This window comes from Streptomyces longisporus (assembly GCF_039532765.1).
Lineage (GTDB): Bacteria > Actinomycetota > Actinomycetes > Streptomycetales > Streptomycetaceae > Streptomyces > Streptomyces longisporus.
On record NZ_BAAASG010000015.1, the window covers coordinates 199,513 to 221,273 of the forward strand.

At 71.2% G+C, this 21,761-nt stretch carries 23 protein-coding genes; 22 read left to right on the forward strand and 1 reads right to left on the reverse strand.

All coding sequences use genetic code 11. The annotated features are described in order from the left end of the window. Positions 1–21: 21 nt before the first annotated feature. The 16 genes from ABD355_RS31630 (at position 22) to ABD355_RS31705 (ending at position 16,224) form a co-directional block, all read left to right on the forward strand. Positions 22–651: an RNA polymerase sigma factor gene (locus ABD355_RS31630; RefSeq protein WP_344404265.1), complete on the forward strand. Its 630-nt coding sequence runs from the start codon at positions 22–24 to the stop codon at positions 649–651. Then, complete coding sequence (locus ABD355_RS31635) at positions 648–2,063, forward strand: aldehyde dehydrogenase family protein (protein ID WP_344404266.1); 1,416 nt, start codon at positions 648–650, stop codon at positions 2,061–2,063. Before ABD355_RS31630 ends, ABD355_RS31635 begins: the two co-directional genes overlap by 4 nt. 19 nt (positions 2,064–2,082) lie before the next feature. Continuing rightward, positions 2,083–2,577 (forward strand): DUF4188 domain-containing protein, encoded by a 495-nt coding sequence (locus ABD355_RS31640; RefSeq protein WP_344404267.1) that lies wholly within the window; start codon positions 2,083–2,085, stop codon positions 2,575–2,577. Continuing rightward, positions 2,574–4,280 carry an acetyl-CoA carboxylase carboxyltransferase subunit alpha gene (locus ABD355_RS31645; RefSeq protein ID WP_344404268.1) on the forward strand — a complete coding sequence of 569 codons (1,707 nt, stop codon included), beginning with the start codon at positions 2,574–2,576 and terminating at the stop codon, positions 4,278–4,280. The genes ABD355_RS31640 and ABD355_RS31645 overlap by 4 nt, the downstream gene beginning before the upstream one ends. Continuing rightward, positions 4,270–4,767, forward strand: a complete 498-nt coding sequence (gene accB, locus ABD355_RS31650; protein WP_344404270.1) for an acetyl-CoA carboxylase biotin carboxyl carrier protein — start codon at positions 4,270–4,272, stop codon at positions 4,765–4,767. Before ABD355_RS31645 ends, accB begins: the two co-directional genes overlap by 11 nt. A gap of 18 nt (positions 4,768–4,785) precedes the next feature. Further along, positions 4,786–6,147, forward strand: coding sequence for an acetyl-CoA carboxylase biotin carboxylase subunit (gene accC / locus ABD355_RS31655; RefSeq protein WP_344404271.1), 1,362 nt, complete (start codon positions 4,786–4,788; stop codon positions 6,145–6,147). 16 nt (positions 6,148–6,163) lie between these two features. After that, on the forward strand, positions 6,164–6,394 hold the full coding sequence (locus tag ABD355_RS31660; RefSeq protein ID WP_344404272.1) for a helix-turn-helix transcriptional regulator: 231 nt from the start codon (positions 6,164–6,166) through the stop codon (positions 6,392–6,394). Positions 6,395–6,479: 85 nt separating this feature from the next. Continuing rightward, entirely contained in the window at positions 6,480–6,944 is a 465-nt protein-coding gene (locus ABD355_RS31665) for a cobalamin B12-binding domain-containing protein (protein ID WP_344404273.1), read from the forward strand. Continuing rightward, complete coding sequence (locus tag ABD355_RS31670; RefSeq protein WP_344404274.1) at positions 6,944–8,212, forward strand: methylaspartate mutase; 1,269 nt, start codon at positions 6,944–6,946, stop codon at positions 8,210–8,212. Before ABD355_RS31665 ends, ABD355_RS31670 begins: the two co-directional genes overlap by 1 nt. 835 nt (positions 8,213–9,047) lie before the next feature. Beyond that, positions 9,048–9,926: a transporter substrate-binding domain-containing protein gene (locus ABD355_RS31675; RefSeq protein WP_344404275.1), complete on the forward strand. Its 879-nt coding sequence runs from the start codon at positions 9,048–9,050 to the stop codon at positions 9,924–9,926. Between the two features lie 99 nt (positions 9,927–10,025). Continuing rightward, positions 10,026–10,925: a DMT family transporter gene (locus tag ABD355_RS31680; protein WP_344404345.1), complete on the forward strand. Its 900-nt coding sequence runs from the start codon at positions 10,026–10,028 to the stop codon at positions 10,923–10,925. Then, a complete protein-coding gene (locus tag ABD355_RS31685) occupies positions 10,922–11,965 on the forward strand; it encodes an aspartate-semialdehyde dehydrogenase (RefSeq protein ID WP_344404276.1) in 1,044 nt (347 codons plus the stop codon). Before ABD355_RS31680 ends, ABD355_RS31685 begins: the two co-directional genes overlap by 4 nt. Next, positions 11,962–13,065: an amino acid kinase family protein gene (locus ABD355_RS31690; protein WP_344404277.1), complete on the forward strand. Its 1,104-nt coding sequence runs from the start codon at positions 11,962–11,964 to the stop codon at positions 13,063–13,065. The genes ABD355_RS31685 and ABD355_RS31690 overlap by 4 nt, the downstream gene beginning before the upstream one ends. Positions 13,066–13,070: 5 nt before the next feature. Beyond that, positions 13,071–14,054 carry a TauD/TfdA family dioxygenase gene (locus tag ABD355_RS31695; protein WP_344404278.1) on the forward strand — a complete coding sequence of 328 codons (984 nt, stop codon included), beginning with the start codon at positions 13,071–13,073 and terminating at the stop codon, positions 14,052–14,054. A gap of 148 nt (positions 14,055–14,202) precedes the next feature. Continuing rightward, entirely contained in the window at positions 14,203–15,216 is a 1,014-nt protein-coding gene (locus tag ABD355_RS31700; protein ID WP_344404279.1) for a LuxR C-terminal-related transcriptional regulator, read from the forward strand. 111 nt (positions 15,217–15,327) lie between these two features. Then, positions 15,328–16,224, forward strand: a complete 897-nt coding sequence (locus ABD355_RS31705; RefSeq protein ID WP_344404280.1) for a LysR family transcriptional regulator — start codon at positions 15,328–15,330, stop codon at positions 16,222–16,224. 53 nt (positions 16,225–16,277) lie between these two features. On the opposite strand, the gene ABD355_RS31710 is transcribed toward ABD355_RS31705, so the two are convergent. After that, positions 16,278–17,153, reverse strand: coding sequence for an LLM class F420-dependent oxidoreductase (locus ABD355_RS31710; protein ID WP_344404282.1), 876 nt, complete (start codon positions 17,151–17,153; stop codon positions 16,278–16,280). 352 nt (positions 17,154–17,505) lie between these two features. Here ABD355_RS31710 and ABD355_RS31715 point away from each other — a divergent pair, with 352 nt between their 5' ends. The 6 genes from ABD355_RS31715 to ABD355_RS31740 are packed head-to-tail and all read left to right on the forward strand — an operon-like array spanning position 17,506 to position 21,758. Continuing rightward, positions 17,506–17,958 (forward strand): nuclear transport factor 2 family protein, encoded by a 453-nt coding sequence (locus ABD355_RS31715; RefSeq protein ID WP_344404283.1) that lies wholly within the window; start codon positions 17,506–17,508, stop codon positions 17,956–17,958. A 27-nt stretch (positions 17,959–17,985) separates the two neighbouring features. Then, a complete protein-coding gene (locus ABD355_RS31720; protein WP_344404284.1) occupies positions 17,986–18,423 on the forward strand; it encodes a nuclear transport factor 2 family protein in 438 nt (145 codons plus the stop codon). Continuing rightward, positions 18,420–19,454, forward strand: coding sequence for an ankyrin repeat domain-containing protein (locus ABD355_RS31725; RefSeq protein ID WP_344404285.1), 1,035 nt, complete (start codon positions 18,420–18,422; stop codon positions 19,452–19,454). The genes ABD355_RS31720 and ABD355_RS31725 overlap by 4 nt, the downstream gene beginning before the upstream one ends. 24 nt (positions 19,455–19,478) lie before the next feature. Beyond that, positions 19,479–19,787 carry a muconolactone Delta-isomerase gene (locus ABD355_RS31730; RefSeq protein ID WP_030947702.1) on the forward strand — a complete coding sequence of 103 codons (309 nt, stop codon included), beginning with the start codon at positions 19,479–19,481 and terminating at the stop codon, positions 19,785–19,787. A gap of 38 nt (positions 19,788–19,825) precedes the next feature. Then, the gene (locus tag ABD355_RS31735; RefSeq protein ID WP_344404286.1) at positions 19,826–20,533 is read left to right on the forward strand and encodes an EthD domain-containing protein; all 708 of its coding nucleotides are present in this window, start codon (positions 19,826–19,828) and stop codon (positions 20,531–20,533) included. Next, positions 20,520–21,758: an MFS transporter gene (locus ABD355_RS31740; RefSeq protein WP_344404288.1), complete on the forward strand. Its 1,239-nt coding sequence runs from the start codon at positions 20,520–20,522 to the stop codon at positions 21,756–21,758. Before ABD355_RS31735 ends, ABD355_RS31740 begins: the two co-directional genes overlap by 14 nt. The last annotated feature ends 3 nt before the right edge of the window (positions 21,759–21,761 follow it).

Here is a 21,761-nt window from a genome sequence, read left to right on the forward strand (position 1 = left end):
GTCGCAGGGGGAGGACGAGCGATGCCGGCGAAGGGGAACGCGGAACTGCTCGCGGGCTGTGCCCGTGGCGAGGCGGAGGCCTGGGACGAGACCGTGGGCCGGTACGGCCGGCTGGTCTGGTCGGTGGCCCGCAGCCACCGGGTGAGCCGGGTCGACGCCGAGGACGTGCGCCAGCTGACCTGGTTCCGGCTGATGCAGAACGCCGACCGCATCCGCGACCCCGACCGGCTCGGCGACTGGCTCGCCACCGTCGCCCGCCGCGAGGCCATCAAGGCGGCCACCCGCGACCGGCGGCTGGTCATGGTCGGCGACAGCGCCTCGCTGGAGCATCTGCTCGACCACCACGAGAGCCCGGAGCAGATCACCCTGCGCGCCGACCGCGGCCAGGAGGTGCTGCGCGCCCTCGACGGTCTCTCCGACCAGTGCCGCGAACTCCTGCTGCGGGCCCTGCAGGACCCGCCGGCCTCGTACCAGGAGATCGCCGCCGCGCTGTCCATGCCGGTGAGCTCGGTCGGCCCGATCCGCACCCGCTGTCTGCGCCGGCTGCGGCGCGCTCTCGGCCGGGACGGCACGCCGGCCGCCCCCGACGACGACTGCGCCCGCTGCCCCGTACGCACCCACGACGCAACCGAAACCGAGGTGCCCAGGTGACCGCCCTCACCGCGTCCGAGACCCGGCTGGTCAGCCGGGAGATCACCACCGGCGAACCGCTCGGCGCCGTCGAGCTGTCCACCCCCGACCGCGTCACCTCCGCCGCGCGTCGCGCAGGAGCCGCGGCCCCCGCCTGGGCGGCCACGCCCGCCGAGGAGCGCGCCGCGATCGTCGAACGCGCCGCCGACCTGCTGGTGGAACGCGCCGAGCAGGCACAGGAGCTGCTCGTACGAGAGGGCGGAGCGATCCCCGGCAAGGCATTCTTCGAGGTGCACCAGGCCGCGCAGGAGTTGCGGCACGGCGCACGGCTGGCCCGGCATCCCGGGCTTCCGCACCCGCCCGCCGACGACCCCGACCGCGCGGCCCAGGTGAGCCGCGTCCCGCTGGGCGTGGTCGGCGTGATCGTGCCCTGGAACTTCCCGCTGCTGCTCGCGGCCCGCTCCCTGGGCCCCGCGCTCGCCCTCGGCAACACCGTGCTCCTCAAGCCCGACCCGCACACCCCGCTCAGCGGCGGCCGTCTCCTGTTCGAGGCGTTCGCCGACGCGGGTCTGCCGCCGCATGTGCTGGAGGTCGTGCACGGCGACGCGGAGGCCGGCTCGGCGCTGGTGCAGGCGCCCGACGTGGCCATGGTGTCGTTCACCGGGTCGACCGAGGTGGGCCGCGAGGTCGGCGCGCTGTGCGGGCGGCTGCTCAAGCGGGTCGTGCTCGAACTCGGCGGCCAGAACGCCTTCGTGGTGCTCGACGACGTCGACGTGGAGCAGGCCGCGGCCGCCGGGGCCTGGGGTTCCTTCCTGCACCAGGGGCAGATCTGCATGTCCGCCCGCCGCCACCTGGTGCACCGGTCGATCGCCGAGCGGTACACGCAGGCGCTCGCCCGGCACGCGGCCGCCCTGCGCATCGGTGACCCGTACCGCTCCGACCCCCAGATCGGCCCCCTCATCGACCGGCGCCAGCTCACGACCGTCGCGAACGCGGTCGAGCAGGCCGTCGCGCAGGGCGCCCGGCTGGTCACCGGGGGGCGTCCGCAGCCGCCGTACTACCCGCCGACCGTCCTCGCCGACGTCACCGAGCAGATGGACGTCTTCCACACGGAGGTCTTCGGACCGGTCGCCACGGTCACCGTCTTCGCGGACGACGCGGCTGCCGTCCGCCTGGCCAACACCAGCGACCACGGCCTGACGGCCGCCGTCTACACCGGCGACACGGCACGTGGGGAGGTCATCGGCCGCCAACTCCGGTGCGGGGTCACGCACATCGGCGACCAGACCGTCGTCCAGGACGCCGGGTTGCCCTTCGGCGGTGTCGGCGCCTCCGGCAACGGCTCCGGCTTCGGCGGGCGCGCGAGCCTGGAGGCGTTCAGCCGCTGGCGCACCCTCACCACCAGCACGCCCCCGCGCACGTACCCCTTCTGAGACTCCGATGGGAGCTTCCGTGGCAGCCAAGGTCGAGCTAGTGCCCCAGGTGGCGGACCCGCCCGAGGGAACCGTGGTGTTCCTCATCGGCATGCGGATCAACAGCTTCTGGAAGGTGCACCGCTGGCTGCCGTCCTTCCTGGCGATGGTCCCGATGCTGGTCGAGCTCCACAAGCAGAAGGAGTACGGCTTCCTGGGCGCCCGTACCTGGATCGGTCGCACGGTGGTGGTGATCCAGTACTGGCGAAGCATGGACGAGCTGATGGCGTACGCGCACGACACGGACGCCGCCCACCGGCCGGCCTGGGGCCGCTTCAACCGCACCGTCGCCGACAACGGCGCGGTCGGCATCTACCACGAGGCGTATGTCGTCGACCCGGCGCGCATGCACACCGTCTACCGCAACATGCCGCCGTTCGGCATCGCCGCGGCCACCGGCAGCCGGCCCCAGCGGGCCGTGCCGGTGCCGCGGGAGCGCGGCAGCGGCAGTCGACAAGAGCGGAGCACAACGTGACGACCACACCAGGGCCCATCCGGGCCGGACAGGACGTCCAGTGGCGCCGGTGCGCGTCCTGCGGCGCGTACATCTACGGCAAACGACTCGACCGCAACCGCAAGGTGTGCCCCGAGTGCCAGTTCCACTTCCGTATCCCGCCCGACGTACGGATCGCCCAGCTCGCCGACGCCGGCAGCTTCGAGGCGTTCCCCGACGACTACGCGCCGCGCGACCTGCTCGGCTTCCGCGACAGCAAGCCGTACCCGGACCGGCTGCGGGACGCCCAGTCCCGGACCGGGCGGCAGGACGCCGTGCTCGCCGGGCGGATGAGCGTGCGCGGCCGTCAACTGGTCGTCGCCGTCCTCGACTTCACCTTCATGGGCGGCAGCATGGGCACCGTCGTCGGCGAGACCGTCACCGCTGCCGCCCGCACCGCCCTCGCCGAGCGGCTGCCGCTGCTCCTGGTCGCCGCCTCCGGCGGGGCGCGGATGCAGGAGGGCGCGCTGTCGCTGATGCAGATGGCCAAGACCTCCCAGTGGATCGCCGCCCTGCGCGAGGCCCGGGTGCCGGTGATCAACCTCAACACCGACCCGACCTTCGGCGGGGTCAGCGCCTCCTTCGCGATGCTCGGCGACGTCGTCCTCGCCGAACCCGGCAGCCTCCTCGGCTTCGCCGGGCCCCAGGTCATCCGCAACACCATCCGCCAGGAGCTGCCGGCCGGCTTCCAGAGCGCCGAGTTCCTCCTCGAACACGGCATGATCGACGCCGTCGTACCGCGGGAGAGCCAGCGCGAGCAGCTGGCGCGACTGCTGGCCCTGCTGGGCCCGTCCGTGCCCGAACTTCCGGAAGAGGCCGGGGACTCGGTGCGCACGCACCCGGTGCCCACCACCCGGACCACCCGCGAGACCGTCGCCCTCGCCCGCGACATCCAGCGGCCCACCACCCTGGAGTACATCGGGTACGTCTTCGACGACTTCGTCGCCCTGCACGGCGACCGTGCCTTCGGCGACGACGAAGCGCTGGTCGGCGGGATCGCCCGGTTCGGCGGGCAGAGCGTCGTCGTCCTCGGGCACCAGAAGGGCCATGACACGGCCGAGCTGGTGCGCAGCAACTTCGGCATGCCGAACCCCGAGGGCTACCGCAAGGCGCTGAGGCTGATGCGGTTCGCGGACCGGTTCGGGCTGCCGGTGATCGCGTTCATCGACACCCCGGGGGCCTTCCCGGGCATCGGTGCCGAGGAACGCGGCCAGAGCGTTGCCATCGCCGAGTGCATCCTCGAACTGTCCCGGCTGCGCGTTCCGGTCGTCTCCGTCGTCACCGGCGAGGGCGGCAGCGGCGGCGCGCTCGCCCTCGGCGTGGCCGACTCCGTGCTGATCCTGGAGAACGCCTACTACTCGGTGATCAGCCCCGAAGGCTGCTCCACGATCCTCTTCGGTACCGCCGAACACGCGGACCGCGCGGCCGACGCCCTGCGCCTGACCGCCTCCGAACTGCTGCGCCTCGGTGTCGTCGACGGCATCGTGCCCGAGCCGCCCGACGGCGCCCACACCGCCCCGCACACCACCGCGCTGACGGTCAGGAGCGCCCTCGCGCGGACCCTCGCCCCGCTGCTCGACCTCTCCGGAGAGCAGCTCGTCGACGCCCGACGGAGGCGGTACGACCGCTTCGGGGACCCCCGACTGCAGCCCGTAGTGGACTGGGAGACGCACGATGAGCACTGAGGTGACCACCACCAAAGCCGAGGACAGCACCGACATGACGGTGGAGGAACTACGGGCCCACACCCTGCGCCTCGCCGGTGAACTCCCCGGCACACTCCGGCGCATCACCCTGCGGGCCGGCGCCCTCAGCGTGGATGTGGAGTGGGAGAACACGCCCGCGCCGCCGGCTCCGGCTGCCCCGACCGTGCAGGCGGCTCCCGTGGCGGCGGCCGCGGCTCCGGAGCCGGAGACCGCCCCCGCCGACCTGGTACGGGTCACCGCGCCCCTCGTCGGCACGTTCTACCAGGCCTCCTCCCCGGGCGCGGAGCCCTTCGTCAAGGTCGGCGACACCGTGGAGGCCGGGCAGCAGCTCGCCATCATCGAGGCGATGAAGCTGCTCAACTCCATCACCGCCGAGGTCAAGGGCATTGTGCACGCCATCCATGTACAGGACGGGGACGTGGTCGAGTACGCACAGCCGCTCATCGACCTCGTCCCGGCCGGCTGAGACGAGGCGGACGACGACATGTTCGACAAGGTGCTCATCGCCAACCGCGGCGAGATCGCGCTGCGGATCATCCGGACCTGCCGCGACCTCGGGGTCCGCACGGTCGCCGTGTACTCGACCCCGGATGCCGACGCGCAGTTCGTGAAGGCCGCCGACGAGGCAGTCCACATCGGCCCCGGCGCCCCCACCCGCAGCTACCTCAACATCCCCAACATCATCGGTGCCGCCGTCAAGACGGGCGCCGAGGCCATCCACCCCGGCTACGGATTCCTCTCCGAGGACCCGTACTTCGCCGAGATCTGCGCGGACGACGGCATCACCTTCATCGGCCCGCCGCCGGACGTCATGGAGAACGTCGGCGACAAGGCCACGGCCCGCAAGCTCATGACGGCCGCGGGTCTTCCGCTGCTGCCCGGCACCACCGAGCCCGTCGACTCGGTGGAGGCCGCCGAGGAGATCGCGCGGGAGATCGGCTACCCCGTGATCATCAAGGCCGCGGCGGGTGGCGGCGGACGCGGCATCACCGTCGTACGCCGGCCGCGGGACCTGCGCGACGCCTACACCAGGACAAGGGCCGGCGCCCTGGCGGTGTTCAAGAACAGCGCCGTCTACATCGAGCGCTACCTCACCGACACCCGGCACATCGAGATCCAGGTGCTGTGCGACGACTTCGACGGCGCCGTCCACCTCGGCGAACGCGACTGCTCCGTGCAGCGCCGCCACCAGAAACTCGTCGAGGAGTCGCCCGGCCCCGGCATCCCGCCCGAACTGCGGGCCAGGCTCGGCGCGGCAGCCGTCGCCGGGGCGCGGGCGGTCGGCTACCGGGGTGCGGGCACCGTGGAGTTCCTGCTGGAGGCCGACCCGGACGCGCAGAACGCCTTCTGGTTCATGGAGATGAACGCCCGGATCCAGGTCGAGCACCCGGTCACCGAACTCGTCACCGGTATCGACCTGGTCAGCGAGCAGTTGCGCGTGGCCTCCGGGTCCCCGCTCACCGTCAAGCAGGAGGACGTCGAGGTCCGGGGCCACGCCATCGAGTGCCGCATCAACGCCGAGGACCCCGACCGCGGCTTCGCGCCCACGCCCGGGCTGCTGGAGAACTACCGCACCCCGGGCGGCCCCTGGGTCCGCGTCGACACCGACTATGTGCCGGGCTCCCGGGTCAGCCCCTACTACGACTCGATGATCGGCAAGCTGATCGTCTGGGGCCCGGACCGCGCCGCCTGCCTGGACCGTGCCCTGCGCGCCCTGTCGGAGTTCGAGGTGTCGGGCCCGGGAGTCCACACCACGATCCCCATGCACCAGGAGATACTCGGCCACCCGGAGTTCCGCCGCGGGGGAGTCGCCACGGATTTCCTGGAGCGGCACTTCGCTCTGTAGACGCTCGGAGGCCGACATGTTCGGCGATATCGGCGACATCTGCGACATGGAAGTCGCGATCCTACGTCAACTGGAATGCGGCAGGTCCGACGAATTCATTTCCCGCAGCCTCGGCGTCTCCACCCGCACACTGCGCCGCTATCTGGCCGGAATGTGCGGGAAACTCGGTGTGGTGACCCGCTTCCAGCTGGGCGCGGCCGCCGCCCGGCTCGGTCTGCTCGGTGCCGTGGACACCCCGGACACCTGACGTATGGAAATTCCTGATCTCCGGTCCGGGAACTCCGTTGGGCGGCTTCTGTACTTTCGCCCGGGCGAATCCAAGAGTGATGGGTATGTCTCTCCGTATTGTCGTTTCCAGCGTTTCTTCCGACGCGCACATGTGGAATCTGGTCTATCTGCAGCTGCTGCTGGAGGAGGCCGGGCACGAGGTGACCAATCTCGGGGTGTGCCCGCCGGACGGAACCGTCATGGACGCCTGCCGCGGTGCCGACCGCCCCGACCTCCTGGTGCTGAGCACCGTCAACGGCCACGGTCACCTCGACGGTCTGCGCCTGATCCGGGCCCTGCGCCGCGATGCCGAACTGGCCGCCCTGCCGGTGGTCATCGGGGGCAAGCTCGGGGTGCGGGGCGCGGACGCCGAGGAGGGCCGGCGGTTGCTCGACGCGGGCTTCGACGCCGTGTTCAACGAGTCGGACCAGTCGGCCGGCCGCACTCTGGCCGCCTTCGGCGACTTCCTCGCGGGGCTGGCCCAGGCGGCAGCCGTACGTGAGCCTCTCGTCGCCGGGGCGCCGCGCTGATGGCCCGGTTCGCCGAGTTCGTCCGGACGGCGGCCGCGGCCGGGCGGCTGGTCGTGCAGCCCCGCATGGGCTTCGGTGAACTCGCCCGGATGCGGGCCGGGTTGAGCGCGGTGCGGGACTGCCGGGCGACCACCGTCGGCACCATCACGCTGGACAGCTACACCCGGGTCGGCGACTACGCCTCCGCCCGCCGCGCCCTGCGCGAGGGAGCCGAGCTCAACGGCTTCCCGCTGATGGCGCACGGCGCGGGGACCGTGCGCGACCTGCTGCGCGAGGTCTCGGGTCCGGGCTTCCCGGTCCAGGTGCGGCACGGTTCGCCGCTGCCGCTCGACCTGTTCCGCACGATGGTCGCCGCGGGCGTCGATGCCACCGAGGGCGGCCCGGTGTCGTACTGCCTGCCCTACGGCCGGGTCCCGCTCCCCGAGGCGACCGACAACTGGGCCCGCTGCAGCGAGCTCGCCGCCGGCGCCCCCGACGCCATGCACCTGGAGACCTTCGGCGGCTGCATGCTCGGCCAGCTCTGCCCGCCGTCCCTGCTGGTGGCGCTCAGCGTCCTGGAGGCGATGTTCTTCCAGGAGCACGGGCTGCGCTCGCTCTCCCTCAGCTACGCCCAACAGGTGCACCTGGGTCAGGACCTGGAGGCCCTGTCCGCCCTGCGCCGCCTCGCGGCCGAGCACCTCCCCGACGTCGACTGGCACGTCACCCTCTACACCTACATGGGCGTCTTTCCGCGCACCCCCATCGGCTCCTACCGCCTCGTCGAGGACAGCGTCCGCCTGGCGGTGCACAGCGGCACCGAGCGGCTCATCGTCAAGACCCCCGCCGAGGCCCGCCGCATCCCCGCGATCGAGGAGAACGCCGAGGCGCTGGAGTTCGCCGACGCCGTCGCCCGCCAGGCCGCCGCCGACTGCGCGGTCACCAAGTGCCCCCCGCCCACGGACACCGGCCTCCTGACCGAGGCCCGCACCCTGATCGGCGCCACCCTCGAACTCGGCCGCACCGTCGGCTCCGCCCTGGTCACCGCCTTCGCCCGGGGCGTCCTCGACGTGCCGTACTGTCTGCACCGCGACAACGCGAACGCCGCCCGAGCCGTCATCGACGAGCAGGGAATGCTCAGCTGGTCGAAGGCGGGCGGCATGCCGGTCACGATCCGCGACACGGACACCTCGCCCCTCACGGCCGAGGGCCTGACCACCATGCTCGCCTACAACGAACGCCGCTACGACCGCGAGGACCTGGTCGGCCCCCTCCTACGGACCGCAGCATGAGCCCCCGCACCCGTGCCTCAGGCAGCCGCCCCGGCCGCTGTGTGACCTTTGCCGGCGCGGCGCGCAGGTCTGTTCGGCGGCCGGCGAAATCGGCCTGCACGGAGCGCCGTTGGGGCTGCGGGGGTTTGGTTGTTGCGGGGCGCGGCATGTGGCCGGGTGCGGTGGCTGGGTTCGGTTGCCGTGCGGGTGGCGGCTGGTGCGGTTGTTCTGGGGGCTTTGCCGGTGTGGTGCGAACGGTCGAGTTGACGGCCGACCGCTTGTCGGCGGGGTCGGTCTGGATGGATGGCCGTTGCGGCTGTGTGGGTTTGGTTGCTGCGAGGTGCGGCATGTGGCCGGGTGCGGTGGCTGGGTTGAGCTTCCGTGCGGGTGGCGGCTGGTGCGGTTGTTCTGGGGGCTTTGCCGGTGTGGTGCGCACGGTCGAGTCGACGGCCGACCGCTTGTCGGCGGGGTCGGTCTGGATGAATGGCCGTTGCGGCTGTGTGGGTTTGGTTGTTGCGGGGTGCGGCATGTGGCCGGGTGCGGTGGCTGGGTTGGGCTTCCGTGCGGGTGGCGGCTGGTGCGGTTGTTCTGGGGGCTTTGCCGGTGCGGTGCGAACGGTCGAGTCGACGGCCGACAGCTTGTCGGCGGGGTCGGTCTGTATGGATGGCCGTTGCGGCTGTGTGGGTTTGGTTGTTGCGGGGCGCGGCATGTGGCCGGGTGCGGTCGTCGCCGCGTCCTTGGCCGTGTTCGGCTGCATGGGGCGCCGTCGTGAGGGCCGTTTGGTGTTGTGGGGTGTCGCGTGAGCGCCCGTACGGTGCTTGTCGGGACCCTGGCCGGTGTTCGTGCGCGTGGTGCCGTGCGTGCCCTGGTTTCGCAGGGGCAGCCCGGGTTGTCGTTGTGTGCCGCCGACGGTCGTTGGACCGGGCTGGACGCGGACATCGCGCGTGCGGTCGCCGCCGCCGTGCTGGGGGATCCGGAAGCCGTCGACTGGCGGCCGGCGGGATCCGCCGCGCGGCTCAGCCGGCTGGCCGCCGGGCAGGCCGATCTGACCGTCTGCAACGTCAGCTGGACCATGGGGCGCGAGGCCGCGCACGGGCTTCTCTTCGCCGGGGTCACCTGTTACGACGGCGAGGGGTTTCTCGTGCCCGCGCAATCCGGGTTCGAGGACCCCGCCCAGCTGGCGGGCAGGCGGCTCGCCGTGCACGCCGGTTCCACCTCTCCGGCCAATCTGGCCGCCTGGTACCGGCCGCGGGGCCTCGCCGTGGAGCCGGTCGCCTTCGACCGGCCCGCCGACGCGCTCGACGCCTACGCCTCCGGCGAGTGCGCCGCGTACGTCCTCGACAAGGTGGCCCTGGCGGGGGCGCGACGAACCCTCCCCGACCCCGAGGCTCACCGGATCCTGCCCGCCGAGATCTCCCGCGAGCCGATGGCCGCCGTGGTGCGGGACGACGACCCCGGCTGGTTCCGGATCTGCCGCTGGGTGCTGCAGCTCCTGTTCGCCGCCGAGTACGAGAGCCACCGCACCGGCCGCGAGGCCGTCGCCCGCCAGGCAGGACGGCACGGCCCCGCCGCCGGCCTCGACGAGGGGTGGGCGGCCCGTGTCCTCGACGCCGTGGGCAGCTACGCCGACCTGTACGAACGCAACCTGGGCCGCGCCTCGGGCCTCGATGTGCCGCGCGGCCCCAACGAGCTGTGGACCAGAGGTGGTCTGCACTACGCCGTGCCCCTGCACTGAGACGCGGATCCACCCGGAGAAACCGGAGAAGAGGTACCGACTGTGAGCACTCCCAGCCGTCAGCAGCAGACCAGAGGAGCCGTCGAACTCACCGCGGCCATGGTCCTGTCGGGCACCCTCGGCGTCTTCGTCGTCGAGTCCGGCCAGCCCAGCTTCAACGTGGTCTTCTTCCGCTGCGTCTTCGGCGCCGTCGCCCTCGCCGCGTACTGCCTGGCCCGCGGCCTGTTCAAGAACCACAACTTCACCCGCCGCACCTTCGCCCTCGCGGTCCTGGGCGGCGTGTGCATCGTCTTCAACTGGGTGCTGCTCTTCAGCAGTTACACCAAGACGTCGATCTCGGTGGCCACCGTCGTCTACCACACCCAGCCGTTCTACGTCGTGATCCTGGGCCTCGTCCTGTTCAAGGAGAAGCTCAACCGGCACCAGGCCGGCTGGATCGTCCTCGCCTTCCTCGGCGTGCTCCTGGTCGCCGACCTCACCTCGGCCGACGGCAAGAAGGGCGACGCCTACTTCCTGGGCGTCGGCCAGGCACTCCTCGCCGCGCTGCTGTACGCCTTCGCCACCGTCATCGCCAAGCACCTGAAGTCCGTACGCCCCGAACTCACCGCCCTCACCCAGGTGCTGGTCGGCATCCCGCTGCTGCTGCCGTTCACGGCACTCGGCAAGACCGCCGGTCTCGGCGCCGACTGGGCCTGGCTGGTCGGACTCGGTGTCATCCACACCTGCCTGATGTACATCCTGCTGTACGCCTCGTACCAGAAGCTGCCCACCGCGAAGATCGCGGTCCTGTCCTTCGTCTACCCGGCGGTGGCCATCCTCGCCGACTTCACCGTGTACGGGCACCACATCACGCTCCTGCAGGCCCTGGGCGTCCCGCTGATCGTCCTGGCGGGCCTCGGCGTGAACCTCGGCTGGCGACTGCTGCCGTCCGCGGGCCGCCGTACGCACGGGGACAAGGCGGCGGCACCCGCGCTCACCCGGATCGGAGAACCCCGATGACCTTCGTCAGCGACACCAAGGCGCCGAACATCGCCCTCGTCGGCGCGACCGGAGCGGTCGGCCACACCCTCATCGAGCTGATCGAGACACGCGGCCTGCGCCACAACGGCATACGGCTCGCCGCGTCCGCGCGCTCGGCGGGACGGCGGATGGAGGTCGACGGCCGTACCCGCACGGTGGAGGACCTGGACGGCTTCGACTTCTCGGACGTCGACATCGCGTTCTTCTCCGCAGGCACGTCCGTCAGCGAGAAGTGGGCCCGTCCGGCCGCCGCCCAGGGCGCGCTGGTCATCGACAACACCAACGCCTTCCGCATGGACCCGGACACCCCGCTGGTCGTCCCGCAGGTCAACGCGGACGTGCTCACCGGCCGCCCGGCCAGCGGCATCATCGCCAATCCCAACTGCTCCACCATCCCGCTGGTGCGGCTGCTGCAGACGGTCGAGCAGCGGTGGGGGATACGGCAGGTGGTCGTCAGCACCTACCAGGCGGCCTCCGGCCAGGGCCAGCACGGCATCGAGGAACTCCAGGAGGGCACCGAACTCGCCCTGCACGACCCCGACGCCGAACTGCCCGCGGAACGCTTCACCGCCCCGCTCGCCTTCAACGTCGTGCCGTTCATCGACCGGCTCCTGGACACCGGGTTCACCATGGAGGAGCAGAAGATGCTCCAGGAGTCCCGCAAGATCCTCGGCCTGCCGCACCTCGACGTCACCACCACCTGCGTCCGCGTCCCGGTCGTCAACTCGCACTCCGAGGCGGTGTGGGTGGAGGCCGCGGCCCCCGTCGACCGCGCCGAGCTGATCGGCCGTCTCGCCGCCCTGCCCGAGGTCACCGTCCACGACCAGGACACCCCGGGCCGCTTCCCGACCCCGCTGACCGCGGGCAACCCGGACCACGTCCACGTCGGCCGGGTCCGGGTCGCCCCGCACAACCCGCGCGGCTTCTGGCTCTGGCTGGTCGCCGACAACCTGCGCATCGGGGCCGCCCTGAACGCCGTACAGATCGCCGAGACCGTTCTCGACCGGGGGTTGCTGTGACCGACGCTGCCATTCTGAAGTTCGGCGGCTCCACCTTCCGTACCCACGCCGCCTACGACAGGCTCGCGGCCGGCCTCGAAGCCAGGCTGGAGCGCGAGGGCCGCCGGCTGGCCGTCGTGGTCAGCGCCATGCAGGGGGAGACCGAGCAGCTGCGGGGCCGGCTGCACGAGGTCAACGCCCACCCCGAGGACGCCACCCCGGCCGGCATGCTCGCCACCGCCGACCTGATCAGCGCCCACCTGCTCGCCACCGCCCTGCACCGCAGGGGCCGCACCGCGACCGTCCTGGCCGGCCACCAGATCGGCCTGACCACCAACTCGTCTTTCCTGTGGGCCCGGGTGATCGAGACCGACCCGGGACCGCTCGAGGGGACGCTGGCCGAGTACGAGGTCGTCGTCGTCCCCGGCGGACAGGCGATCGACGCGCAGGGCCGCCCCACCTGGCTCGGCAAGAACAGCTCCGACCTGTCGGCGATCGCCGTCGCCCGCGCCCTCGGCGGCACCGCCTGCGAGATCCACTCCGACGTCGACGGCATCTACACCTCCGACCCGCACCTGGTGCGCGGCGCACGGCTGCTGCCGAAGGTCTCCTTCAACATGGCCGCCCTGATGTCCCTGTACGGCGCGAAGGTGCTGCACCGTCGGGCCGTGCAGCTCGCCCTGCGACACGGCATCGAGATCGTCTGCCGCTACAACCGGGCACCGTTCTCCCGCGGCACGACCATCAGCCGGGAGGGCGACCAGATGGCCGCCATCGTCTTCAACCAGCGGTCGGTGGTGCTGAGTTACGACAACGACGACTGCGCCGACCTGGCCCATGGCGTCTTCCACGCGGCCGGCATCGACACCGTACGGCTAACCGAGAAACCGTGGGTCGCCGTCGTCGGCGGCTTCGTCGACCTGGAGGCCGTGCAGCGCCGCCAGAACCTCAAACCCGGCAGCTACGTCGGTGTCCCGGTCGCCGAGATCCGCGGCTCCAAGGTCACCACCCACATCGCCGAGAGCGGCGAGGACGCCCTGCACATCGCCCAGCGCCTGCACGACCGGATCGACCTGCCCGTCATGGAACCCGCACCAGAGCCCCACCTCGCCGGAGTGTGACCGCCTTGACCTTCGCCGACCTCGAACTGCCCGACCAGGTGCGCGACACCATCGGTGCGGAGCTGTGTCCGCTGCCCGACCCGACCACGGACGTCGACCGGGCCCTGACCCGCTACCACCGCATCTTCGCCGCCCTGCCCACCGAACTCCTCCAGCAGGTCATGGACTTCGGCCGGCACAACGACGCCCCGGGCGTGATGCTCGTACGCAACCTGCCGCTGGACGCCGACCTGCCGCCCACCCCGGTCGACGGCGAACCGTCCGCCGCCAAGAACAGCTTCGTCGCCGAAGGCGTGCTGCTCGGCCTGACCGGACTGCTGGGCGAGCCGATCGGTGTGCTCACCGAGAAGGCCGGCCGGCTCGTCCACGACGTCGTCCCGGTCCCGGAGGGAGCGCGGGCCCAGACCAACCAGGGCTCCGCGGTCTTCCTCAACTTCCACAGCGACATCACCTACGACACCACCGGCCGCTACGACGTCGCCAACCCGGACTTCCTCGTCCTCAACTGCCTGCGCGGCGCCGCCGGCAACGACGCCTACACGTACTACGCCGACGCCCGCGACCTGTCCCGGCACCTGCCGGACCCGCTGGTCGAGACGCTGCGCAGCCCGCTGTACCGGCTCAACGCCCCCGGCAGCTACACCCGCAGCGTGGGGCAGGAGGTGCTGTCCGAGCCGGTGCCCATCCTCAGTGGCGCCACCCGCTTCCCGGAGATCACCGTCTCCGCCAACGGCACCCGCCCGCTCACCCGCGGTGCCCGGACCGCCCTCGACGCCCTGCAGGAAGCCTGCCGGTCCGTCGCCCACACCGTACGGCTGGAACCCGGCCAGGCCCTGCTGATCAACAACCGCAAGGGCGTCCACGCGCGCTCCACCTTCCGGGCCCACCACGACGGCCGCGACCGCTGGCTCCAACGCACCTACATCCGCCGCAACCTGTGGAACGTGCGTTACAGGGCCACGCCCGAGGACCGACGCGTTCATTACTGAATGCGGTGCCGTACCTAACGCTCTCAAGCCGACGGGCGCCGCACGGGAGTTCGGGCCGGGAGAACCGTCCTAGGGTGAAACGGCAAGCAGCAGTGCGCGGCGACGCGCCGACCTCGTGGGGCTCGGGTGTGTTGGGAGAGGTGAGGAATTGACGGACGAGATTCCTCTTCTCGGCGACCTCGCGGTGAAGGCCTACGAGACGGCTCTGCAGAAGGGCCGCTTCGACGACGAGGAGATCGCCACCGCCCTCGGTGCGGACACCACCGCGGTCGAGGAGATACGCAAGTCCCTCCAGGACCTGCACCTGCTCAGCCCGAGCGCCCCCGGGCGCCCCGTCGTCCCCCTCGACCCCGAAGTCGCCGAGGCCGAACTGGTCACGCCACTGGAGGTGGAGATCGGCCGGCGCCGACGCGAAATCGGCCGTATCCACGAGGAGTTGCGCTCCCTCGCCGCCGACTACCGCGCCCGGCCGGGCGGCTTGCCGGCCGACGTACCCATCACCGTCCTCGACGACGTCGAGGAGGTGCGCCGCGAGATCGACCGGGCCCGCTACGGCTGCACCCAGGAGCGCATGAGCCTGCAGTCCGGCGGCGGACGCCCGCCCGAGCTCCTCGAGGCCGACCGGGAACACACCCTGGAACTGCTGCGCCGAGGCGTGCGCGTGCGCACCCTCTACCAGCACACCGCCCGCACCAGCCTCGCCACCCGCACCTACGTCCAGGAGATCAGCCGACGCGGCGCCGAGGTGCGCACCGTCGACGAACTCTCCGAGCGGCTCATCATCTACGACCGCAGGATCGCCTTCATCCCCAAGGAGCGCACCGGCCGGCAGCCGCCCGGCGCCGCCGTCATCACCGAACCGACGGTCGTGGGCTATCTGGCCCGCACCTTCGAGTCGGTGTGGCAGATCGGCCGCCCCTTCGAGGTGGACCAGCAGACCGCCGAATACCCGCAAGTCGCGGAAGAAGTACGGCACTCCATCATTCGCCTCATGGCCCTCGGGCTGAAGGACGAGGTCATTGCGCGCAGGCTCGGCATGGCGACCCGGACCTGCCGCCGCCACATCTCCGCCGTCATGGAGGAAATGGGGGCGGTCAGCCGATTCCAGGCAGGCCTGATAATCGGCCGCGAGGACCGGGAAAACGGGGATGTTGGCCGCTAGCTGACGTCGCCTGTCCCCAAGGGGACAGCGCCGGGACATGGCGCCCGTACCCGTCCGGTGATTCGCTGGAACAGGAAATCCATCCGTTGTCGGACCATGCAGGAGAACACCATGGATATCAGGCAGCTGGCGGCGTTCCACAAGGTGGCCACGCTGCTCAGTTTCTCGAAGGCGGCGACGGAACTGAAGTACGCGCAGTCCAGTGTCACCAGCCAGATAAAGGGACTCGAGATGTCCCTGGGCGTCGACCTCTTCGACCGCCTCGGCGGCCGCATCCAGCTCACCGAGGCGGGCCAGCGGCTGCTGCCCTACGCCGAGCAGATGCTGGCCCTGGCCGGCGAGGCACGCGGCGCCACGGTCGGCTCCGGGGACCCCTCCGGCGTACTGACCATCGGCTCGATGGAGAGCATCACGTCCTACCGGATGCCCCCGTTGCTGGAGTTCTTCCACCACCGCTACCCGGCCCTGCACATCGTGCTGCGCCCGAGCCTGTGCGCGGAGACCTGCCATGCGCTGCGGCAGGGGATGTTCGACATGGGCTTTCTGATGGAGGCCGAGACACAGCACCCGGGCGTCCAGACCGAGGTCCTCGGCTCCGAACCCCTGACCGTGGTGGCCGCCCCCGACCATCCGCTCACCCAGCTCCCGAAGGTGACCACGGAGGAACTCCGCCGCACCCAGGTCATCTCCGCTGAGGCGGGCTGCGCCTACCGGGAACTGTTCGAGGCCGAACTGAACGACGGAACGGGGGAGGCGCTGCCGTTCCTGGAGTTCGGCACGATCGAGTCCATCAAGCGGGGGGTGGCGGCGGGCCTCGGTATCAGCCTGCTGCCGACGGCCTGCGTGCAGGACACCTTGGACGCCGGCCTGCTCGTGAAACTGGACTGGGACATCCCGTTCGAGGTGTTCACGCAGCTGGCCTGGCGTCGGGGAAAAAATCTGACGAGGGAGATGCGGGTCTTCACGGACCAGTCGATCCGGTTCCTGGCAGAGGAATACGGCCGCTGAGGGTTTTAAGGGGCGCGGGGAACTGCGCGATCAACCCCCACCGGCCCGCAGGTTCAATCACAAGCTGATGGCCCCAATTCCAGCAGCGCACTGCGCAGAACATGCACGTGATCGTCCACGGTCGCCAAACCCAAACCCATCGTGCTCAAACAAAGATGCGTCGCCCCCAGCTCCCGCCAACCGGCAACAAAGCTGGCCCACTCACCCCGCGGCACCTCCGCAAGCTTGAGGCGAGCCTCGAACCCGATCGCACCGGGATCACGCCCGGCCGCGGCGGCATAGGACCGCACACGCCGCACCATCGCCCGCGCCGTCCCGTCCGGAGGACGCTGCGGCAGCCAGCCGTCACCCAGCTCGCCCGCCCGGCGCAGAACGGCCTCCGCGTTCCCCCCGAACCACACGGGGATACCGCCCCGCACCGGCCGCGGCAGGATCCCCGCGTCCTCGATGCGATGCCAGCGCCCCTGGTAGGTGACCGTGGGCTCGGCCCACAGCGCGCGCAGTACCTCGACCTGTTCGGCGCTGCGGGCGCCCCGGTCGGTGAACGTCGCGCCCAGGGTGTCGTACTCCACGCGGTTCCAGCCGATGCCCACGCCCAGCCGCAGCCGGCCGCCGCTGAGCACGTCGACCTCGGCGGCCTGCTTGGCCACCAGGGCGGTCTGCCGCTGTGGCAGCACCAGGACCCCGGTGGCGAGCTCCAGGGTGCGGGTGACCCCGGCGAGATAGCCGAACAGCACGAAGACCTCGTGGAAGAGGTCTTCGCTGGTGTAGCCGTACCAGCCGGGGCGGCCGGCGGTGCCCGCGCCGAGCACGTGGTCGAAGGCGACTGCGTGCCCAAAGCCCAGCTCCTCCACGGCCTCGGCCCAGGCGCGCACCGCGCCCGGGTCCGCGCCGATCTCCGTCTGCGGGAAAACCGCTCCGATTCGCATGCTCAGCCGACCAGACCCCAGCCGTCGTCCTCTGCGGACGTGGTCCGCAGTGCGCTGCTGTTCACCATCAGTGCCTCCTCGTGGGTCGATCCGGTCGTCCCACCGTCCCCAGCCGACTCCTCGCCCGGGCGGCGCCGCGCCGCAGGTTCCGGCACTCTGTCACACGGCGGATGACACTGCGTCAAGTGAGCGGTCAGTTCGAATGAACTGACGTAGTACCCAGGTGGAGCTCGCAGAGTGTGCCGGGCGGCCACGGCGCCGGGACCTCCCCTTGGGCACCGTCACTAGCGTCGGCCGGGACCGATCGTCCAGCACGCCCGCCCCGACCGGGCGCGCCCCCACGGAGTTGCCGATGACTTCCGCCGAAGACCGGATCGACGTGACCGAGACCTGCACCAGGATGCTGTGGCACGTCGACCTGCGCCAGTGGGAGGCCCTGCCGGCCCTGCTCGCGGAGAAGGTGACCTTGGACTACACGAGCCTCTTCGGAGGGGAACCCGTGGTCAGCACCCGCGACCGGGTCATCGCCGACTGGCGGGCCGGGCTCGGGCATCTGAAGGCCACCCAGCACCTGATCGGCAACCAGATCGCCGAGGTGCACGGGGACGAGGCGGTCCTCACCGCCCACTTCCAGGCCACCCACCTGCTGCCCGGTGACCATGGCGGCCCGACCTGGACGCTCGGCGGTCACTACCGCTTCGGCCTGGCCCGCGGCGGGTCCGGCTGGCGCATCACCGACGTGGTGATGACCGCGGTGTGGGCGGACGGCAACCAGCAGATCATGACCCCTCCGGACAGCCAGTAGGCCGCGAAACGGCCACAAGGAGACGACATGAGCGACCTCACCGAGCAGACCCGGGACGTTGCCAAGCGGTGGTTCGCCGCCCTGACGAGCGGCGAGTTCCCCGCCGCGCTCGGGCTCCTCGCCGACGACGTCGAATGGATCAACTACCGTCCCGTGCCCGGCTACAACGACGACATGAAGTGGATCGGCACCCTGCACAGCAGCGCCGAAGTGGCCGACAGCGTCGGGGTGTTCGCCGGTCAGTGCGAGGTGATCTCCGAGGAGCTGCTCGACCTCGTCGTCGAGGGCGAGAAGGCCGCCGGGATCATCCACGAGATCTCCCGGGTCAAGGAGACCGGCATCGACTTCGAGATCATCTTCACGCACTGGCTGACCGTCCGCAACGGCCGGATCGTCCGCTGGGAGTCCCACACCGACCCCTCACAGATCATCCGGGCCATCCGGGGCGGGGCGGTGGCCGCATGAGCGCCGCTCTCATCGCGGCCGTACGGGGCCGCGCCACCGAGGAGGTCCAGCGGCTGCTCGACGCGGGCGCCGACCCGAGCACGCGCGAGCACTCCTCCGGGCTCACCGCCTTGATGATCGCCGCCGGCCAGGCCGACCCGGCGACCACCGAGACGCTGATCGCGTCCGGCGCCGACGTCCACACCGCCGACACCAGGGCCGGCGCGACCGCGCTGCACAAGGCATGCCAGGGCGGCAGCCTGGACGTCACCCGGCAGCTCGTCGAGGCCGGCGCCTTCGTGGACGCGGTGGCCCCCACCACCGGGCACACCCCGCTGATGGACGCCCTCTGGTACAAGTACCCGGACCTCGTGGAGTACCTCCTCGACCAGGGCGCGGGCCTCAAGCTCCACACTCACTACGGCTTCTCGCTCGAGGAGCACTTCGCCTACGAACTGAACGTCAACACCTTCGGCAAGGACAAGCTGCTGCGCGCCGAGCAGCTCCTGAAGGAGCGCCGGGAGGCCGACGCGAGCGCCGTGGAGGCCCAGCCCCTGATGGCCGCCACCGCCGCCGGAGACACCGAGGCGGTACGCCGGCTCCTCGCCGAAGGCGCCGAAGTGGACGCCCGCGCGCCCTTCCTCAACGGCTTCAACGACGCCCACACCCCGCTGCTCGTCGCCTCCCGCGACGGCCACGGCGAGATCGTCCGGCTGCTGCTGGGCGCGGGCGCCGACATCAACGCCGTCGAGCCCTGCTTCGGCGCCGTGCCCCTGCACAAGGCCGTCTACAACGGCCACGCCGACATCACCGCCGACCTGGTCGCCCACCCCGGCATCGACCTCGACTTCCAGGGCGCCACCAACGGCTACACCCCGCTGCACGACGCCCTGTGGCACGGCTACGCCGACTGCGTGACCGTCCTGCTCGACGCCGGCGCCCGCACCGACCTGGTCGGCCATGACGGCAAGACCCCGCTCGACCTCGCCGTCGAGGTCTTCGGCGGCGAGGACCCGATCACCCGGCGGATCGCGGCACTCGCGGCGGCGTGACCCCAACTCCCCTAAGGAACCCCCATGTTGTTCTACGTCCAGATGCGCTGGAACCACGAGGGACGGATCTCCCTGGACGAACTCTGGGAGATCGAGCGCGAAGAGGCCGAACACGCCCAGGAGACCCTCGACTCCGGATTCGCCGTCGGTCTGTGGAAGGTCGCCGCGCAGAAGCGGGTGATCGGGATCATCGAGTCCCCGAGCGCCGAGGAACTGGACCGCACCGCCCTCGGCCGGCTGCCGATGCGCGAGTACCTCGAGTTCGAGGAGGTCTGGCCGTTGCGCGACTACCTGGGCTTCGCCGAGGACGTGAAGAAGGCCTACAAGGTCTGACCGAACCGTCCCACCGACCGACTCCCCTGGAGACCGCCATGATCCACCAGCTGATCTTCGCCCATCCCAAACCCGGAATGTCCGAGCAGGAGTTCCAGGACTACTGGGTCGACGTCCACGCGGTGCAGTACGCGAGCAAGATCCCGCAGATCAAGAAGTACCTGATCGACACCCGCATCCCCTTCGGACCGGAGCCCGACGACCCGCTGTGGAGCGGCATCGCGGAGATCTGGCTGGAGAACGACGAGGACCAGCTCGCGTCCCTGCAGACCCCGGAGTTCCTTCAGGGCGCCCGGCTCGACGAGCCCAGGTGGGCCGCCTTCTGGCGCACCGTCGTCCTCGACACCGACGCACACGTCCTGCGGGCCGGGGACCACCCGGCGCCCGAGGACGGCGTGAAGATCGTCGCCCTGGTCAAGCGCACCGAGGGCACCACCGTGGAGCAGTTCCGCGAGCGCAGCCTCGGCGCGCACGCCGAACTGATGCTCCAGGTACCGGGCCTGCGCCGATACCTCCAGTGCTTCACCCGGGACGGCGCCTACGCCATCGGCGAGGCCCTCCTCGACGCCGCCTACCTGCTCTCCTTCGACAGCCTCGAGGACCTGGAGAAGGCCGCGGCCTCCGAGGAGTACGCGAGGGCCAAGGACGACCTCGTCACCTTCGTACAGCCCCGCTATCTGCACCACATGGCGGTCAAGGAGCACTGGATCATCGGTTCGGAAGGCGAAGCACGTGACCACCGCTGAGCACACGCACGACAACCAGGCGCGTCGCACCCAACTCGCCCTGGGCACACTGGCCCTGGGCGCGTTCGTCATCGGCACGGCGGAACTCGTCATCGTCGGCATCCTGAACCTCATCGCCAAGGACACCGGCGTCTCGGTCGGCACGGCCGGTCTGCTGGTCACCGCCTACGCCCTCGGCATCTGCATCGGCGGCCCCCTGCTGACCGCCGTGACGATCCGGCTCGGCCGCCATCTGCTGCTGTGGTCGGCGCTGTCCGTGTTCCTCGTCGGGAACCTGCTCGCCGCGGTCACCACCAGCTTCGGCGCGCTGATCGTGGCGCGCGTCATCACCGGCGCCATCCACGGCCTGTTCATCGGCGTCGCCTCGGCGCTCGCCGCACACCTCGTCCCGGCCGGGCAGCAGGGCCGGGCCGTGGCCATGGTGTTCGGCGGGATCGCCGTCTCCACCGTGATCGGCGTGCCGCTCGGCACCCTGGTCGGCAACGCGATCGGCTGGCAGGCCACCTTCGTCGGCATCGTCGCCCTCGGCGCGCTGGCCCTGGTCGCCACGCTCGCCTTCGTGCCACGGGTCGGCATCACCGGGCCGACAGGGCTCGGCTCACAAGTCCGGCACGCCTTCGCACCACGGGTGCTGGCCCAGCTGGGCGTCGGACTGCTGCTGCTCGGCGGCCAGTTCGCCGCCTTCACCTACCTCGCCTCCTACCTGGAGGACGTCACCGGCATCTCCGGCGGTGCGGTCAGCGCGTTCCTGCTGGTCTACGGCATCGCCAGCGCCGTCGGCGTGTTCGGCGGCGGCCGGTTCGCCGACCGCGGGGCGGCCACCACACTGGTGGCGGCCAATGTCGCCCTCGCGCTCATCCTCACCGCCCTGCACTACGTCGGTGACAACCCGGCGCTGACCGCCGTCGCGCTCGCCGTGTGGGGGCTGGTCGGCTTCGGCCTGGTGCCCTCCTTCCAGCTGCGGGTGATCACCCTGGCCGGTCCCGGCGGCGACCTCGCCGCCACCCTCGGCGCCTCCGCCGTCAACGCGGGCATCGCCGGGGGAGCGGCCGCCGGAGGCTGGGCCGTGGAGGCCCACGGCGTCGGCTCGGTGTTCGTACTCGCCCTGATCGTCATGGTCGTGGCGCTGCCCGCGACCTGGGCCGCGACGCGTCTGCGCCCGGCCGCCGACGAGCCCGTCCAGGCGGTGTCCCCGGTCGCAGACCCGGTCGCCGATCCCACTTGAGGA

Bases quoted from the DNA above. Each gene is read 5' to 3' on its own strand.
- ABD355_RS31725 (WP_344404285.1), top strand. From the start codon at position 18,420: ATGAGCGCCGCTCTCATCGCGGCCGTACGGGGCCGCGCCACCGAGGAG.
- ABD355_RS31665 (WP_344404273.1), top strand. From the start codon at position 6,480: ATGTCTCTCCGTATTGTCGTTTCCAGCGTTTCTTCCGACGCGCACATG.
- ABD355_RS31720 (WP_344404284.1), top strand. From the start codon at position 17,986: ATGAGCGACCTCACCGAGCAGACCCGGGACGTTGCCAAGCGGTGGTTC.
- ABD355_RS31670 (WP_344404274.1), top strand. From the start codon at position 6,944: ATGGCCCGGTTCGCCGAGTTCGTCCGGACGGCGGCCGCGGCCGGGCGG.
- ABD355_RS31735 (WP_344404286.1), top strand. From the start codon at position 19,826: ATGATCCACCAGCTGATCTTCGCCCATCCCAAACCCGGAATGTCCGAG.
- ABD355_RS31660 (WP_344404272.1), top strand. From the start codon at position 6,164: ATGTTCGGCGATATCGGCGACATCTGCGACATGGAAGTCGCGATCCTA.
- ABD355_RS31715 (WP_344404283.1), top strand. From the start codon at position 17,506: ATGACTTCCGCCGAAGACCGGATCGACGTGACCGAGACCTGCACCAGG.
- ABD355_RS31730 (WP_030947702.1), top strand. From the start codon at position 19,479: ATGTTGTTCTACGTCCAGATGCGCTGGAACCACGAGGGACGGATCTCC.
- ABD355_RS31680 (WP_344404345.1), top strand. From the start codon at position 10,026: ATGGTCCTGTCGGGCACCCTCGGCGTCTTCGTCGTCGAGTCCGGCCAG.
- accB (WP_344404270.1), top strand. From the start codon at position 4,270: ATGAGCACTGAGGTGACCACCACCAAAGCCGAGGACAGCACCGACATG.
- accC (WP_344404271.1), top strand. From the start codon at position 4,786: ATGTTCGACAAGGTGCTCATCGCCAACCGCGGCGAGATCGCGCTGCGG.
- ABD355_RS31705 (WP_344404280.1), top strand. From the start codon at position 15,328: ATGGATATCAGGCAGCTGGCGGCGTTCCACAAGGTGGCCACGCTGCTC.
- ABD355_RS31685 (WP_344404276.1), top strand. From the start codon at position 10,922: ATGACCTTCGTCAGCGACACCAAGGCGCCGAACATCGCCCTCGTCGGC.
- ABD355_RS31630 (WP_344404265.1), top strand. From the start codon at position 22: ATGCCGGCGAAGGGGAACGCGGAACTGCTCGCGGGCTGTGCCCGTGGC.
- ABD355_RS31710 (WP_344404282.1), bottom strand. From the start codon at position 17,153: ATGCGAATCGGAGCGGTTTTCCCGCAGACGGAGATCGGCGCGGACCCG.